Here is a 15,711-nt window from a genome sequence, read left to right on the forward strand (position 1 = left end):
CGTTCAGCGGCGCAGGGTGCGGGCCGGGGTGGGCCCGGGACCTGGCTGGCCGGTTAATGGCCATGAGATTCGCGCAGGCCGGTTTCCGGCGGCGCCGCTCGATGTTTCGCGACCGTGACGAAGAGGTCGGACGTGTTACGCGTCCATGAACGGATGGTTCAAGGGGACCGGCCGCGGCAGCACCCGGGAGTCCTGGCTGGGGGAGCCTGATCGGGCTTCACGGGGTGTCTGCCGCGGCCGGGGCCTCGGGGGGCGGCCGGGCGGGGCCGTCAGACGGCCTCCGCGGCCTCGGGGAGCCGGGCGGCGAGGTGGTCGGTGAGCTGGACGACCTCGGAGACGTCGCCGTACTCACGGGCGGCGGTGTCGACGGTCTTCCGCAGCCGGGTGTTCACCCTTTCGGACCGGATCTTTCCGGCCACTTCGAGGGCGCGGTCGACGAAGGCGACGGCCTGCTCGGGCTGGCGCTGGAGCAGGTGCACGGTGGCCATGCCGACGAGGTTGAGGGCGTAGGAGCGCTGGTGCACCTCGTCCTTGCCGAAGAGTTCGACGGCCCGTTCCATGACGGGTTCGGCGAGGGAGGCGTACATGGGGCTGCGGCCGGCGACGTAGGCGAGGTCGCGGTAGGAGTGGGAGTTCTCGCCGTTGAGCTCGGCCTCGGTGAAGAAGCGGATCCAGTCGGGCTCGGGCTGGTCGCCGAAGGCGATGTCGCCGAAGGTGTCCTCGGCCATGCGGACGGCCCGCTTGCAGCGGCTGGGCTGGCCCATGTTGGCGTAGGCGCGGGCCTCCATCGCATACAGCATGGCCTGGGTGCGGGGGCCGGCGCAGTCGCGGCTGCCGTACTGGGCGAGGTGGATGAGCTCCAGGGCGTCCTCGGGGCGGCCGAGGTGGATCATCTGGCGGCTCATGTTGGAGAGGATGTACGAGCCGAGCGGCTTGTCGCCGGCCTCCTTGGCGGCGTGCAGCGCGAGGACGAAGTACTTCTGCGCGGTGGGGTGCAGCCCGACGTCGTAGCTCATCCAGCCGGCGAGTTCGGCGAGTTCGGCGGCTACCTTGAACAGCCTCTTCATGACGGGCGCCGGGTGGGTCTCCTGGAGCAGGTCGGTGACCTCGTGCAGCTGGCCCACGACGGCCTTGCGGCGCAGTCCGCCGCCGCACTGGGCGTCCCACTGGCGGAACATCACGGTGGTGGATTCGAGGAGGTCGAGTTCCGGTTCGGAGAGCCGCGGCGGGCGGTGGCCGCTCAGCGCACCGCCGGGGCCGGGCTCGCGGACGGCCGGGTCGGCGGCCGGGACCGGGACCAGCCAGCGCTGCATCGGCTCGATCAGGGCGGGGCCCGCGGAGAGGGTCAGGGAGGTCCCGAGGAAGCCTCGGCGGGCGAGCATGAGGTCGCTGCGGGAGAACTCGCCGAGCAGTTCGACGGTCTGCGGGCCGGCCCAGGGCAGGTCCACGCCGGAGACGGACGGGGTCTGGTGGGCGGTGCGCAGGCCGAGCTGCTCGATGGCGACGACCGAGCCGAACCGTTCGGAGAACAGCTCGGACAGGATGCGCGGCACGGGCTCGCGGGGCTGTTCGCCGTCGAGCCAGCGGCGCACCCGGGAGGTGTCCGTGCTGATGTGGTGGGCGCCCATCTGCCGGGCGCGCCGGTTCACCTGCCGGGCGAGTTCGCCCTTGGACCAGCCGCTGCGCACGAACCACGAGGTCAGTTGTTCGTTGCGGGCGGCTGGGCCCGGGAGGTCCGGTTCTCCGCTCGTTCCGCTTGCGCCGTTGCCGCTCACTGGAACGCCCCCATCCGCTCAGTCCGTTCTCACGAAACCCTGGCCGTGGCGGCGGGCGCCGCCGGGGACCTTCACAGGTCCTTCACGCCTTGCCTCCGGCATAACCACATTCGGGTCAGCCTTTCGGGTTCGTGCACCGAAAGTAATCCTACGATCACCCCCAGGGCGAGGCCGATCGTCGAAACGCCACCATTCGCCACCCCTGTGCTTGGAGAAGCCACCCGCCAGGCGCGATTCACTTGGCAGCGAGCCAAAAATGATCGGTTGGACGGGAGTGCGCTCGGGGCGCGCGCGGCGAGGAGTGCGCCGGGTGGATCGCCGGAAGCCGGGCCCGACCCGTACCCGCCGACGTCGTAACCACCGGCGCATCCAACCCGTTGGAGGGGGCATGGGCATGGGCTTCACGATCGGCAGCAGCCGCAGCACCAAGGAGTTCCGCTCCGGTACCCGGCGCCGGGGGCGGACGTCGGAGTGCACGGCGGTGGCGGAGTACACCGGGCTGTGGGGCTGGGACGTGGTCCCCGGCGCCCGGGCCGCGGCCCCCGCCCGCAACTGCTCCTGCGGCCACGCGGCCTGCCCCGCGCCGGGCGCGCACCCGCTGCCGCTCGCCCCCACCGTCAAGGCGGGCGCCACCCTGGACGAGGTCACGGCGACCTGGGGCGAGTACCCGGGGGCGGCGGTCCTGCTGCCGGTGGGCCGCGGCTTCGACGTCATCGAGGTGTCGCAGGAGGCCGGGCGGCGGGCGCTGGTCCGGCTGGAGCGGATGGGCCTGCCGCTCGGGCCGGTCACCGCGACCCCGGACGGCCGGGCCCAGTTCTTCGTGGCCCCGGGCGCTGCGGCCGAGCTGCCGCAGCTGCTCTACCGGATGGGCTGGGACGACGCCGACCTCGACCTGCGCGCCCTCGGGTCGGGGGCCTTCGTGACCGCCCCGCCGTCCGACCACGCCGGTCTCGGCCCCGTCGGCTGGCTGCGCCCGCCCGCGCTCGACTCCGCGGGCGGCCCCCCGCAGGCCCGGCTCCTGCTGGGCACGCTCGCGTACATCTGCCACCGGCTGCGGCGGTAGCGCCCGCGGCGGTACGCCGGCGCCCCCGCGTTCCGGGCGGAACGCGGGGGCGCCGGCGCGAGGTGCGTACGGGGCGCGTACGGGGGCTCAGTCGCCGATCAGGGCGTCGACGAAGGCCTCCGGCTCGAAGGGGGCCAGGTCGTCCGGGCCCTCGCCGAGCCCGACGAGCTTGACGGGGACGCCGAGCTCGCGCTGCACGGCGACGACGATGCCGCCCTTGGCGGTGCCGTCGAGCTTGGTGAGCACGATGCCGGTGATGTCCACGACCTCGGCGAAGACGCGGGCCTGGGTGAGGCCGTTCTGCCCGGTGGTCGCGTCGAGGACGAGCAGCACCTCGTCCAGCGGGCCGTGCTTCTCCACGACGCGCTTGACCTTGCCGAGCTCGTCCATGAGGCCGGTCTTGGTGTGCAGGCGGCCCGCGGTGTCGATGAGCACCACGTCGGCGCCCTCGGCGATGCCCTCCTTGACCGCGTCGAAGGCGATCGAGGCCGGGTCGCCGCCCTCGGGGCCGCGCACGGTGCGCGCGCCGACCCGCTCGCCCCAGGTCTGCAGCTGGTCCGCGGCGGCGGCGCGGAAGGTGTCCGCGGCGCCGAGCACGACGCTGCGGCCGTCGGCGACGAGCACGCGGGCGAGCTTGCCGGTGGTGGTGGTCTTGCCGGTGCCGTTGACGCCGACGACCATCACGACGCCGGGGGTGTCGGCGCCGCTCTCGGTCTTCACGGCGCGGTCGAGGTCGGTGCCGACCAGGGTCAGCAGCTCCTCGCGCAGCAGGGTGCGCAGGTCGGCCGGGGTGCGGGTGCCGAGTACCCGGACCCGCTCGCGGAGCCGGTCGACCAGTTCCTGGGTGGGGACGACACCGACGTCGGCGATGAGGAGCGTCTCCTCGATCTCCTCCCAGGTGTCCTCGTCGAGGTGCTCGCGCGACAGCAGCGTGAGCAGACCCTTGCCGAGGGAGTTCTGCGAGCGCGCGAGCCGGGCGCGGAGCCGGACCAGGCGGCCGGCGGTGGGCTCGGGCACCTCGATCTCGGGGGCGGGGGGAGCGGTCTGGGCCGGGACGACCGGCGCCTCGGGGGCCGCAGGGGCCGCCGCCTCCGCCTCGGGGAGTACGACCTCCTCGATCGTGCGGCGCGGCTCTTCCGCCGTCGTGGCGGCGTCCTCCCCCACCTGCGGTTCGGCGGGCGGGGCAGTGATGGTCGGCGTGCTCGGCGGCGCCGTGGGCGGCAGCTGCTTCTTCTTGCGGCTGCCGACCACCAGCCCGCCGGCCACGACGACCGCGACCAGGGCGATGAGTACAGCAATGATGAGGATGTCCATAACGCGTTTCAGTATGCGCGACCCGGTCCCCGGGGCCGGGGCATCCCGCCGCGGGCCGCGGCAGCGGCGGGCCGGGTCCGGACCGTCCCGCTCTCCGGCCTTGCGCCGTGGTTTGTACCTTTCAGGCGGTAACGGCGATGATGGGTGACTCTCTGCACATCACCCCATCGGAGCACGTATGCCTGCCGATTCCCCCGACGGCGCGATAGAGACCCGCGGCCTGGAGCCCGTACCCGACGACGAGCGCACCGGACGGGTCCGCGAGCTCGTCCCCACCTGGGTCGCCGCCAACATCAGCGTGCTGCTGCTGACCATGGGCGCCGGGCTGGTGATCTCCAACGGGCTGAACATCTGGCAGGTGCTGGCCGTCGCGGTGACCGCACCGGTCGTCTCGTACGGGCTCGTGGGCCTGATCTCCATAGCCGGCCGGCGCGGCGGCGCGCCCGGCATGGCGCTGTCACGGGCGGTGTTCGGGCAGCGCGGCAACCTCTTCCCCGGGGCGCTGATCTGGATCGCCCGCTGGGGCTGGGAGACGATCAACGCGGTCAGCGGCGCATTCGCGCTGCTGACGGTGCTGGACCTGTTGTTCGGCGTGCAGAAGAACACCGCCCTGGTCATGGTCACCCTGCTGCTGTTCGTCGGCTGCACCTTCCTGGTCTCCGGGCTCGGCATCGGCGCGCTGCGCGTGTGCTCGACCTGGTCGACGTACCTGTTCGGGGCGTTCAGCCTCCTGGTGCTGGGCTGGCTGGTCGCCGAGACGGACTGGTCCGCGGTGTTCGACAAGCCGGCCGGCTCCACCGCGATGATGGTCGCCGGCATCGGCACGATCGCCGCGGGCGGCATCAGCTGGGTGCCGTCGGGCCCGGACTTCACCCGCTACCTGCCGCACACGGCGTCGACGCGGGGCGTGGTCGGTGCCACCGTCGGCGGGGCGGCCGTCGTCGTCATCCCGATGGCGCTGATGGGCGCGGTGATGGCGGTCGGGACCCCGGACCTGGCCTCCGCACAGGACCCGGTCTCCTTCATCGGCCGCCTGCTGCCCGCCTGGATCGCGGTCCCGTACCTGCTGATCGCGCTGGTCGGCATGCTGCTGATCAACTCGATGTCGATGTACTCGGCCGGCTTCACCGCGCAGACGCTCGGCATCAAGGTGCCGCGTGCGGCCGCGGTCAGCGTGAACGCGGCCATCAGCCTGGTCTTCGGCTTCCTGCTGATGGTCGTCGCCACCAGCTTCTTCGGCTCGTTCATCTCCTTCCTGACGCTGCTGGCGGTGGCCTTCTCGGCGTGGATCGGCGTCTTCGGCGTGGACATGCTGCGCCGCACGTCCTACGACGGGGCCGCCCTGCTGGACACCTCCCCCACCAGCGCCTACTGGTACCGGGGCGGGTACGCCTGGCAGGCCATGGCGGCGTGGGGCGCGGCCCTCGCGGTGGGCCTGCTGTTCACCCGGGTCGACTGGTTCGCCGGGCCGCTGGCCGGCACCTGGGTCGGGGCGAACGGCCTGGGATGGGTGGCCGGCATCCTCACCTCCGGGGCGCTGTACGCGGTCCTGCCGCGCACGGCGCGGACGGAGCCGGCGGGCCCGGTGGCGGGCCCGGCGAACGGGCAGCCGGAGGCGGGGGCCGGGCGGCCCGAGCAGCCGGCGTCCCTGTCCGGCTGACGCGCCCCCTGTCCAACTGACGTCCCGTCAGCTACCGTCCCCCTTCGCCCGCCCACCCGCATCCGGCGAAGGGGGACTTTCCTCATGCCCGTCACCGTGGCCCGGTTCAACCTCGTCGATCCGAACAGCACCCCCGAGACCCTGTCCGCCCGCTACCGGGCGGCCCTGGAGATGGCGCGGTACGCGGACGACCGAGGCGTCGACACCGTCCAGACCGAGGAGCACCACGGCACCGGCAACAACTGGCTGCCCTCGCCGTTCGCGTTCGCGGGCGCGGTCCTCGGCGCCACCCGCCGGATCTCCGTCACCGTCTCGGCGGTCATCGGCCCGCTGCACGACCCGCTGCGGCTGGCCGAGGACATCGCCGTCCTGGACCTGCTGAGCGGCGGCCGGCTCGTCACGGTCGCGGGCATCGGCTACCGGCCCGAGGAGTACGAGCAGCACGGCGTCGACTGGGGGCGGCGCGGCCGGCTCCAGGACGAGCTGCTCGAAACGCTGCTGGCGGCGTGGACGGGCGAGCCGTTCGCCTTCCGCGGCCGCACCGTGCGGGTGACCCCGGCGCCCTTCACCCGGCCGCACCCGCTGCTGCTGGTCGGGGGCAGTTCGCGGGCCGCCGCGCGCCGGGCGGCCCGGCTCGGGCTGCCGTTCTTCCCGAGCGCGCACCTGCCGGAGCTCCAGGCGTACTACACGGAGCGGCTGGCGGAGTACGGCACGGAGGGCTTCTGCCTGATGCCGGCGGCCGAGACGCCGCTGCTGCACGTCGCCGAGGACCCGGACCGGGTGTGGGCCGAGTACGGCGGCTGCTTCCTGCACGAGGCGGGCACGTACGCGTCCTGGCAGTCGAAGGAGATCCGCAGCGCCGTGCGCTCGCACGCGCGGACCGTGGACGAGCTGCGCGCGGAGGGCGTGTACCGGGTGCTGACCCCGGACGAGACGGTCGCGTACGCCCGGGCGGCGGGCGGGGTGGGGAACCTGGTGCTGCATCCGCTGTGCGGCGGGATGCCGCCGGACGAGGGCTGGCGCAGCCTGCACCTGCTGTGCGAACGGGTGCTGCCCCGACTCAAGGACTGAGCCGGGGCAGCACCCGTGCGAGAGGAGTGGGGGTTGTTGGCGGGGGTGGTTACCCCATCTCCTCCAACGCCTTGCCCTTCGTCTCCGGCACCCACTTGAGGACGAACGGAATCGAGAGCAGGGCGAAGCCGGTGTAGATCATGTAGGCGCCGGACAGGTTCCAGTCCGACAGCGTCGGGAAGGTGACGGTGACGAGCCAGTTGGCGACCCACTGGGCGGCCGCGGCGACGCCGAGCGCGGCGGCACGGATCCGGTTGGGGAACATCTCGCCGAGGAGCACCCAGACCACCACGCCCCAGGAGAGGGCGAAGAAGAGCACGAAGCAGTGCGCGGCGACGAGGGCGACGGTGCCCTGGGTCTCGGGGATGGAGATCTCGCCGCCGGTCTCGGTCTTGAACGAGAACGCCCAGGCGGCCGCACCGAGGGAGAGGGCCATGCCGGCGGAGCCGATCAGGGCGAGGGGACGGCGGCCGATCCGGTCGACGAAGACCATCGCGATCACGGTGCCGATGATGTTGATGATCGACGTGGTGAACGAGTAGAAGAACGAGCTGCTCGGGTCGATGCCGACCGACTGCCACAGCGAGGAGCTGTAGTAGAAGATCACGTTGATGCCGACGAGCTGCTGGAAGACCGACAGGCCGATGCCGACCCAGACGATGGGCAGCAGGCCGAAGCGGCCGCCGAGCAGGTCCTTGAAGGTGGACTTGTGCTCGGAGCGCATGGCGCGGTCGATCTCGGCCACGCGCACGTCGGTGTCGATGCCGGAGCCCTCGACCTCGGTGAGGACCTTCTTGGCCTGCTCGGTGCGACCCACCGAGATCAGGAACCGCGGGGACTCGGGGATGGCGAAGGACAGCAGGCCGTAGAGCAGGGCCGGGATGACCATCACGCCCAGCATCCACTGCCAGGCCTCCAGCCCGCCGAGCTCCCCGCGCTGCTCGCCGCCGGCCATGTTGAGGATGCCCCAGTTGACGAGCTGGGAGATGGCGATGCCGATGACGATGGCGGCCTGCTGGAAGGAGGCCAGCCGGCCCCGGTACGCCGCCGGGGAGACCTCGGCGATGTAGGCCGGGCCGATGACCGAGGCCATGCCGATGGCGAAACCGCCGATGACCCGCCACATGGCCAGGTCCCACAGGGCGAACGGCAGGGCGGAGCCGATCGCGCTGGCGGCGAACAGGACCGACGCGATCTGCATGCACCGGATGCGGCCGATCCGGTCGGCGATCCGGCCCGCGGTGGCCGCGCCGATCGCGCAGCCGATCAGTGCGGCGGCGATCACCTGTGCCAGCGCCTCGGACCCGATGTCGAACCGGCTCCGGATCGCCTCGACCGCGCCGTTGATCACGGCACTGTCGTAGCCGAAGAGGAAGCCGCCCATCGCGGCGGCGGCGGTGATGAAGACGACGTGCCCGAGGTGGTCGGGGTGGGCGGCGCGCCCGCTGCTCGCGGGCGGCGGCGGCGCTGCGCTCCTGCTGCTGCTCAAGGTGTGCTCCTGCGTGCCCGGCTGCGGTGGCGGACGGGGTGGGTGGGGTGGTGCTTCCAGTGGCGCACAGCCGAAGATCCGGCACCACTCGAATGGATATGGCGGCGGAGCGAGCTTATGTGTTCAGTTCTTGAAGTCAATAGGGCGAGAGCAATGCCATGAAGCGAACGTAGTGACGCATGGCACCACCGGCTTCTGGCCGAGGTCTTCATTTCTTGAAGTGAGAGGAGGTCAGCGGAGCCGCTGGCTGATCACTTTGGAGACTCCGTCGCCCTGCATGGATACGCCGTAGAGGGCATCGGCGACCTCCATCGTCCGCTTCTGGTGCGTGATGACGATCAGCTGCGAGCTCTCCTGGAGCTCCTGCATGATGCGGATCAGCCGCTGGAGGTTGGTGTCGTCCAGCGCCGCTTCGACCTCGTCCATCACGTAGAACGGGCTCGGCCGGGCCTTGAAGATGGACACCAGCAGGGCGACGGCCGTCAGCGACCGCTCACCGCCCGACAGCAGCGACAGCCGCTTGACCTTCTTGCCTGGCGGCCGGGCCTCCACGTCGACACCGGTGGTCAGCATGTTGTCGGGGTCCGTGAGGACGAGCCGGCCCTCACCGCCGGGGAACAGCCGCGCGAAGACCCCCTCGAACTCCCGGGCGGTGTCCCGGTAGGCCTCCGTGAAGACCTGCTCGACGCGCTCGTCGACCTCCCGTACCACCTGGAGCAGGTCGGCGCGGGTCTTGCGGAGGTCCTCGAGCTGCTCGCTGAGGAACCGGTGGCGCTCCTCCAGGGCCGCGAACTCCTCCAGCGCGAGCGGGTTGACCTTGCCGAGCTGCTGGTAGGCGCGCTCGGCGGCCTTCAGCCGCTTCTCCTGCTGCGCCCGGACGTACGGTCCGGGCCGGTTGCGGGGGTGCTCCGGGTCGGCGGGGAGCTCCTCGCCCTCGGCGGGCGGGCTCGGCGGCACCGGCTGGTCGGGCCCGTACTCGGCGACGAGGGCGGCGGCCTCGACCCCGAACTCCTCCAGGGCGCGGCCCTCCACCTGTTCGATGCGCAGCCGCTTCTCGGCCCCGAGGACCTCGCCGCGGTGCACGGAGTCGGTGAGCTTGTCCAGCTCGCCCTTGAGGTCGCGGCCGCGGTTGCGGGCCTCGGCGAGCTCCCGCTCGCGCAGGGCCTTGGCCTGCTCGGCGACCGCGCGCTCCTGCTCGGCGCGGCCGAGGGAGACGTCGAGGTGGGCGAGGAGCTGGCGGGCGCCGTCGGCGACGGCCCGCGCCACGGTGGCCTCGTACTGCATCCGCCGGCGGCGGCGCTCGGCCCGCGCCCGGGCCTCGCGCTCGGCGCGGGCGCCGCGGTCGAGGGCGTCGGCCCGGCCGGCCAGGCCCTTGACCCGCTCCTCGTGGGTACGCAGTTGGAGGCGGGCCTCCATCTCGGTCTGCCGGGCGTTGGCCCCGTCGGCGGCGAGCCGGTCCCGCACGGCGGTGTCCGGCTCCTGCGCGGCCTCGTCCCCGGCGGGGTCGTTCTCCTCGGCGGCGGCGAGCCGCTCGGCGCACTCCGCCACCTCGGCCAGGGCCTGCTCCAGCGCGTCCTGCGCCTTGGCCGCGGCGGTCGCCGTGCGCTCGGCCTCACCGGCGGCGCCCTTCGCCTGCCCGGCGAGCCGGCCGAGCTGCTGGGCCACCCCGGCCCGGGCCTGCTCCGCGGCGCGGCGGCGCTCACCGGCCTCCTCGACGCGGGCGGCGAGTTCGCGGCGACGCTCCCGGGCGGCCTCCTGGGCCTCGCCGAGCTCCTCGCACTGCCCGTCCAGCCGGTCCAGCTCGGCGCCCGCCTCGTCGACCGCGGCCTGCACCTCGATCAGGCTGGGGGCGGCCGCGGAACCGCCGTGCGCGTGGTGCGCCCCGAGCACGTCGCCGTCGAGGGTCACGGCCACCGCGTCGGGGTGCGCCGCGACGAGCGCCTCGGCCTCCTCCAGGGTCCCGACGACGACGTACTCCCGCAGCACCCGCGCCACGGCCCGCACCAGCCCGGGCTCCCCGCGCACCACCTCCGCCACGGGCGTCGCGGCCGCACCGGGTAGGCCGCCACCGGGCACATCCGGCGCAGCCGGCCCACCCGGCGCAGCGGCCGGAACGGCCGCGTCCGGGTCCGGGGTGATCAGGAAGGCCGCTCGGCCCGCGTCCGCCGTGCGGAGGTGGCGGATGGCTCCGGCGGCCGCGGTCGGCGAGGCCACGGCCACCGCGTCCGCGGCGGCGCCGAGGGCGGCGGCGACCGCGGCCTCGTGCCCCGGCGTGACCGTCAGCCGCTCCGCGGCCGGGCCGAGGAGCCCGGTCAGCCGTTCCTTGGCGGCGAGGACCGCCCCGGTGCCGTCCTTGCGGCGCAGCCCGAGCGCCAGCGCGTCCCGGCGGGCCGCGACCGCGACCCGGGAGCGCTCGGCGGCCGTGGCCGCGTCCCGCGCGGCCGTCAGGTCGGTCTCCGCCGCGGCCAGCTCGGCCCGCGCGGCCTCGTAGTCGCCGTCGGCCCCGGGGTCGTCGAGGCCGCCGACCTCCTCGGCCAGGGCCTCGTACTCCGCCTGCGCGGCGCCCGCCCGCAGCTGAGCCTCGTCGCGGGCCGCCACCAGCCGCTCGATCTCCGCCTGGGCCGCCCCGGCCCGGGAGCGGGCCGCACCCAGCCGCCCGGTCAGCCGGGCCAGGGTCTCGCGCCGGTCGGCGAGGGCCCGGGCCGCGTCCCGCAGCCGCCGCTCCTCCGCGGCGAGGGCCCGCTCCAGCTCGGCGCGGTGCTCGACCGTGTCCTCCAGGGCACGGGAGGCCGCCTCCAGGGCCGCCGTCAGCTCCGCCTCCTGCTCGCGGATGCGGGCCGCCTCGCGTTCCATGTCCTCGGGGTCACGGCCCCGCCGCTCGTCCTCGGGCGCAGCGGTGGCCGACTTGACCCGCGCCTCGGCCAGGGAGGCCGTACCGCGCACCCGTTCGGCCAGCTGCGACAGCTCGTACCAGGTCTGCTGGGCCCGCTGGAGCCGCGGCGCGAGCCGACGCACCGTTTCCTCCAGCTCCGCCTCCCGCCGCTGCGCCTCGGCGAGCTGGGCCTCGGCGGCCTCCTTGCGCTCCTTCAGCGCCGCCTCGTCGGCGATCTCCGCCGCCAGGGCGGTGCGCAGGGTGACGAGGTCGTCGGCGAGCAGCCGCAGCCGGGCGTCGCGCAGGTCGGCCTGGATCACGGCCGCCCGCCGGGCCACCGCGGCCTGCCGGCCCAGTGGCTTGAGCTGGCGGCGCAGCTCGTCGGTGAGGTCCTGGACGCGTGCCAGGTTGGCCTGCATCGCGTCCAGTTTCCGCAAGGCCTTCTCCTTGCGCTTGCGGTGCTTGAGGACGCCGGCCGCCTCCTCGATGAAGGCGCGGCGCCCGCCCGGGTCGGCGTGCAGGACGGAGTCCAGCTGGCCCTGGCCGACGATGACGTGCATCTCGCGGCCGATGCCGGAGTCGGAGAGCAGCTCCTGGATGTCGAGCAGCCGGCAGGTGTCGCCGTTGATCTGGTACTCGCTGCTGCCGCCGCGGAACATGATCCGGGTGATGGTGACCTCGGCGTAGTCGATCGGCAGGGCGCCGTCGGAGTTGTCGACGGTCAGCGAGACCTCGGCGCGTCCGAGCGGCGGCCGGCCGGTCGTCCCGGCGAAGATGACGTCCTCCATCTTCCCGCCGCGCAGGGACTTGGCGCCCTGCTCCCCCATCACCCAGGACAGTGCGTCCACCACGTTGGACTTGCCGGAGCCGTTGGGGCCCACCACACAGGTGATGCCGGGCTCGAAGCGCAGGGTGGTGGCGGACGCGAAGGACTTGAAGCCTCGCAGGGTCAGGGACTTGAGGTGCACGCCGCCGGACTCTACCTCGCGCTTTCGGTTTCACCCATGAAGGTGCAGGGCACAAGTGACGTCAAGGAATTCGGCTCCGCAAAAGGAAGAAGGGACGCCGAAGCGTCCCTTGCAGATCGTGCGGGGCTGGAGTCGAGCGACGAGTGAGCGCGGATCAGGTGAGCGCAGGCTCCGCCTGGGGTACGTCGATGTCGATGCGGTCCAGCAGCGAGTCTCCGTGCTGAGCGGCGGCCGCGTTCAGCGCGTCGTTTTCGGACTGAATCCGTACGAGCTCGGACTCGAGGTCCTGGACGCGCTGCTGAAGCCGTCGCATCTCGGCGAGGAGTCGCGGGTCGGAGCCGCCGACGTAACCGAGAAGCGCCTTTGCCATGATGGATGGTCCTCCACACTGAGTGACCGACCGAAGCGGTGTGGGTCGTGAGGGAATCGCACCCGCGGATGTCCGACAGCGACGGCCAGTCACTGCGCTTACTGCTTACTCCATCACTGCCAAACAGCTCAGGTGCGCGGGGCTTCCAGCGTCTCACCAAAAAGTTTGACGGTCAACACGATCACGCCCCGTATCGGCGGGCCGCCCGGCTCTCCCAAGGGCCGCGGAGATCGTCTGCTCCTCCGAGCCTTCCACGGTTCGACGCCCCCGGCAACGCGCCGGGGACGAATGCGCAGATCCGGCCCTGCGTGCGAGGTCCGGAGATGTGATCAGTGCATGATCATCCGAGCGCTCACCTGATCGCGAAGTCGTCGTAGCCGCCGCGCGGAGTCCCCCAGATTTCCGTCACTCCGTCGACCCTCCCGGGCGTGTCGGCGGAGCGCAGCCAGTCGAGCAGCCGGTGGCAATTCTCACGTTGACCTTCGGCCACCACCTGCACTCGCCCGTCGTCGAGGTTGAGCGCGAAGCCGACGAGCCCGCCGATCTCCAGCGCATTGGCCCTGGTGAACCAGCGGAAGCCCACTCGCTGCACACGACCGCGCACCCAGGCGGTCAGACGGACGTCTTCGTTCATGCGTGAACGCTAACCGGGAGGGCGATCACGAAGGGCATCGCCCCCGGGCACCGCCGACGGTACAGTCGCGCAGCAATGAACTCACCCATTTGGGTGCACAAAGGTTGATCTTGGACTTATGAGGAAGGCAGGACCGATGGGACGCCACCGACTCCCCGCGGCGCCGCACCGTGTCGACAGGCACCGCACCGCCGTGCGCGCCGGCCTGCTGGGCGCCTCCGTCGCCGTGGTCCTGGCCACGGCGGCCGTCACCACCGGCGTGGTCCCGGTGGGCTCCTCCTTCCCGTACGTGGGGGTCGCCCCGGCCGGCTCCGCCACCGACCGCCCGCAGGCGAAGCCCGCGCCCACCACCCGGCCCACCGCCCCGGTCGAGCACCAGGTCGGCGGGCTCGCCAACCTGTCGGGCCGCGCCTCCTCCGCCTCCGGGCCGGCCACCGCCTCTCCCTCCGGGTCCCCTTCGTCCTCCCCCTCCCCGTCGGTCTCGGCGAGCGCTGCCGCCTCGCCCTCCCCGTCCGCCGCGGCGGACGCGCCGGAGAAGGCCGTGGCCGCCCCCGAGCCGGCCGCCCCGAAGCCGGTCCTGCCCGAGCCGGAGCCGGTGGCGCCCAAGCCGGTGCCGGTCGCGCCCAAGCCGATCGCCCCGAAGCCCGTGCCGGTCGCCCCGAAGCCGATCGCCCCGAAGCCCGTGCCGGTCGCCCCGAAGCCGATCGCCCCGAAGCCCGTGCCGGTCGCCCCGAAGCCGGTCGCGCCCGAGCCGCCCACCGCCGCGCCCACGCCCGACGACGGCCACTCAGCCGAGGAGGCCGCGGTGGTCACCCTGGTCAACCAGGCGCGCGCGCAGGCGGGCTGCGGTCCGGTGCGGGCCAACCCGCCGCTCGCGGCGCTCGCCGCGGCCTTCAGCAAGGACATGGCCGTCCGCGGCTTCTTCGACCACACCGACCCCGACGGCAACACGCCGTGGGACCGCGCCACCGACGCGGGCATCTCCGGTCTCGGCGGCGAGAACATAGCCCGCGGCCAGGGCGACGCCCAGGCCGCGATGAACGCATGGATGAACAGCCCCGGCCACAAGGCCAACATCCTCAACTGCGAGTTCCGCACCCTCGGCGTGGGCGTCCACGTCGCGGCCGGCGGCCCCTGGTGGACCCAGGACTTCGGCTACTGACCCGGCCCGACCCCCGGTGCCGCCACCGGCACCAGCACCGGGGGGGCGCACACTCACCGCACGACAGCGCTGTCTGTCCGCAAGCGCTGTGCGCGGTTAAGCTGCCCGCATGGAGACGACAGCACTGCCGTTCGACGCCTTCGCCCGGGCCTGCCCGTCCCGGGAGACGCTGGAGCACGTCACCGGCCGCTGGGGCAGCCTCACCGTGGGCGCCCTGCGCGACGGCTCCTGCCGTTTCAACGAGCTGCGCCGCAAGGTGGACGGCGTCAGCGAGAAGATGCTCTCGCAGACCCTCCAGGCACTGGAGCGCGACGGCATCGTCCATCGCGAGGCGCAGGCGACGAACCCGCCGCGCGTCGACTACGAGCTGACCCCGCTCGGGGTCGAGGTGGCGGACCGGCTGCTCGCCCTCATCCATTTCCTGGAGGGCAGCATGCCGCAGGTCCTGGCCGCCCGGGAGTCCTACGACACCACGCGCGGCGGCCGCTGACAGCGCGGGCAGAAGTAGCTGGACCGGTTCATCCAGGGGCGGCGGCGCACCGGGGTGCCGCAGCGCCGGCAGGGCTCGTCCTCGCGCCCGTAGGCGTCGAGCGAGCGGTCGAAGTAGCCCGACTCGCCGTTCACGTTGACGTAGAGGCTGTCGAAGCTGGTGCCGCCGACCTCGAGGGCCGCGTTCATCACGTCCCGGACGTGGCCGAGGAGTTCCGTGCTCCGCGGGCGCGTGAGGGTGGCGGTCGGACGCTCGTAGTGCAGCCGGGCCCGCCACAGCGCCTCGTCGGCGTAGATGTTGCCGACGCCGCTGATCAGGGACTGGTCGAGCAGGGCCCGCTTGACGGTGGTCCGCCTCGCCCGCAGCGCACGGTGGTAGGCGTCCTCGTCGAAGAGCGGGTCCAGCGGGTCCCGGGCGATGTGCGCGATGACGTCGGGCAGCCCGTCGAGCGTGGTGTCGTGCAGCGAGAGCCCGCCGAAGGTGCGCTGGTCGACGAAGCGGAGCTCCGTGCCGGTGTCGTCCTTGAAGCGCAGGCGGATGCGCAGGTGCTTTTCGTCGGGGGCGCCCTCGGGCTGCACCAGCAGCTGTCCGCTCATGCCGAGGTGGCCGAGGACGGACAGCTCCCGCCCCTCCAGGGGGAGCCACAGGTACTTCCCGCGCCGCTGCGGCACACCGATGGTCTGGCCCGCCAGCCGCGCCGCGAAGTCGGCTCCGCCGGCCGGGTGCCGGCGCACGGCGCGCGGGTGCAGCACCTCGACGGCGTCGACGGTCCGCCCGGCCACCCAGCGCTCCAGGCCCCGCCGCACCACTTCGACCTCGGGCAACTCGGGCACGGTGTTCCTC

At 73.2% G+C, this 15,711-nt stretch carries 12 protein-coding genes; 5 read left to right on the forward strand and 7 right to left on the reverse strand.

Annotation, left to right across the window (positions count from 1 at the left end):
• Positions 1-269: 269 nt before the first annotated feature.
• A complete protein-coding gene (gene nsdA, locus ACZ4VL_RS13100) occupies positions 270-1,775 on the reverse strand; it encodes a transcriptional repressor NsdA (RefSeq protein ID WP_468199160.1) in 1,506 nt (501 codons plus the stop codon).
• Between the two features lie 394 nt (positions 1,776-2,169).
• On the opposite strand from nsdA, the gene ACZ4VL_RS13105 reads away from it, so the two are divergent.
• Positions 2,170-2,838, forward strand: a complete 669-nt coding sequence (locus ACZ4VL_RS13105; protein WP_468199163.1) for a bifunctional DNA primase/polymerase — start codon at positions 2,170-2,172, stop codon at positions 2,836-2,838.
• 87 nt (positions 2,839-2,925) lie between these two features.
• Here ACZ4VL_RS13105 and ftsY read toward each other — a convergent pair whose 3' ends face one another.
• A complete protein-coding gene (ftsY, locus tag ACZ4VL_RS13110) occupies positions 2,926-4,152 on the reverse strand; it encodes a signal recognition particle-docking protein FtsY (RefSeq protein WP_468199165.1) in 1,227 nt (408 codons plus the stop codon).
• A gap of 178 nt (positions 4,153-4,330) precedes the next feature.
• On the opposite strand from ftsY, the gene ACZ4VL_RS13115 reads away from it, so the two are divergent.
• Both ACZ4VL_RS13115 and ACZ4VL_RS13120 read left to right on the forward strand, forming a co-directional pair.
• A complete protein-coding gene (locus ACZ4VL_RS13115; RefSeq protein WP_468199167.1) occupies positions 4,331-5,812 on the forward strand; it encodes a cytosine permease in 1,482 nt (493 codons plus the stop codon).
• Between the two features lie 84 nt (positions 5,813-5,896).
• Positions 5,897-6,883 (forward strand): LLM class flavin-dependent oxidoreductase, encoded by a 987-nt coding sequence (locus ACZ4VL_RS13120; protein WP_468199170.1) that lies wholly within the window; start codon positions 5,897-5,899, stop codon positions 6,881-6,883.
• Between the two features lie 49 nt (positions 6,884-6,932).
• Here ACZ4VL_RS13120 and ACZ4VL_RS13125 read toward each other — a convergent pair whose 3' ends face one another.
• The 4 genes from ACZ4VL_RS13125 to ACZ4VL_RS13140 form a co-directional block, all read right to left on the reverse strand.
• A complete protein-coding gene (locus tag ACZ4VL_RS13125) occupies positions 6,933-8,372 on the reverse strand; it encodes a sugar porter family MFS transporter (protein ID WP_468199172.1) in 1,440 nt (479 codons plus the stop codon).
• A 231-nt stretch (positions 8,373-8,603) separates the two neighbouring features.
• Positions 8,604-12,212 carry a chromosome segregation protein SMC gene (smc, locus tag ACZ4VL_RS13130; RefSeq protein ID WP_468199174.1) on the reverse strand — a complete coding sequence of 1,203 codons (3,609 nt, stop codon included), beginning with the start codon at positions 12,210-12,212 and terminating at the stop codon, positions 8,604-8,606.
• A gap of 154 nt (positions 12,213-12,366) precedes the next feature.
• Complete coding sequence (locus ACZ4VL_RS13135) at positions 12,367-12,582, reverse strand: hypothetical protein (RefSeq protein ID WP_030162422.1); 216 nt, start codon at positions 12,580-12,582, stop codon at positions 12,367-12,369.
• A gap of 352 nt (positions 12,583-12,934) precedes the next feature.
• A complete protein-coding gene (locus ACZ4VL_RS13140; protein ID WP_361095212.1) occupies positions 12,935-13,216 on the reverse strand; it encodes an acylphosphatase in 282 nt (93 codons plus the stop codon).
• A gap of 136 nt (positions 13,217-13,352) precedes the next feature.
• Here ACZ4VL_RS13140 and ACZ4VL_RS13145 point away from each other — a divergent pair, with 136 nt between their 5' ends.
• Together ACZ4VL_RS13145 and ACZ4VL_RS13150 are read left to right on the forward strand one after the other, a co-directional pair.
• On the forward strand, positions 13,353-14,378 hold the full coding sequence (locus ACZ4VL_RS13145) for a CAP domain-containing protein (protein ID WP_468199178.1): 1,026 nt from the start codon (positions 13,353-13,355) through the stop codon (positions 14,376-14,378).
• A gap of 109 nt (positions 14,379-14,487) precedes the next feature.
• Positions 14,488-14,868 (forward strand): winged helix-turn-helix transcriptional regulator, encoded by a 381-nt coding sequence (locus ACZ4VL_RS13150; protein ID WP_468199180.1) that lies wholly within the window; start codon positions 14,488-14,490, stop codon positions 14,866-14,868.
• Here the strand turns inward: ACZ4VL_RS13150 and mutM are convergent.
• Positions 14,841-15,701 (reverse strand): bifunctional DNA-formamidopyrimidine glycosylase/DNA-(apurinic or apyrimidinic site) lyase, encoded by an 861-nt coding sequence (mutM, locus tag ACZ4VL_RS13155; protein WP_468199182.1) that lies wholly within the window; start codon positions 15,699-15,701, stop codon positions 14,841-14,843. The two genes, ACZ4VL_RS13150 and mutM, sit on opposite strands and share 28 nt — an antisense overlap.
• Positions 15,702-15,711 lie beyond the last annotated feature (10 nt).

The sequence above is a fragment of the Streptomyces sp. NPDC029014 genome (genome assembly GCF_055564695.1).

Bases quoted from the DNA above. Each gene is read 5' to 3' on its own strand.
- ftsY (WP_468199165.1), bottom strand. From the start codon at position 4,152: ATGGACATCCTCATCATTGCTGTACTCATCGCCCTGGTCGCGGTCGTC.
- ACZ4VL_RS13115 (WP_468199167.1), top strand. From the start codon at position 4,331: ATGCCTGCCGATTCCCCCGACGGCGCGATAGAGACCCGCGGCCTGGAG.
- ACZ4VL_RS13145 (WP_468199178.1), top strand. From the start codon at position 13,353: ATGGGACGCCACCGACTCCCCGCGGCGCCGCACCGTGTCGACAGGCAC.
- ACZ4VL_RS13120 (WP_468199170.1), top strand. From the start codon at position 5,897: ATGCCCGTCACCGTGGCCCGGTTCAACCTCGTCGATCCGAACAGCACC.
- ACZ4VL_RS13105 (WP_468199163.1), top strand. From the start codon at position 2,170: ATGGGCTTCACGATCGGCAGCAGCCGCAGCACCAAGGAGTTCCGCTCC.
- ACZ4VL_RS13135 (WP_030162422.1), bottom strand. From the start codon at position 12,582: ATGGCAAAGGCGCTTCTCGGTTACGTCGGCGGCTCCGACCCGCGACTC.
- ACZ4VL_RS13150 (WP_468199180.1), top strand. From the start codon at position 14,488: ATGGAGACGACAGCACTGCCGTTCGACGCCTTCGCCCGGGCCTGCCCG.
- ACZ4VL_RS13140 (WP_361095212.1), bottom strand. From the start codon at position 13,216: ATGAACGAAGACGTCCGTCTGACCGCCTGGGTGCGCGGTCGTGTGCAG.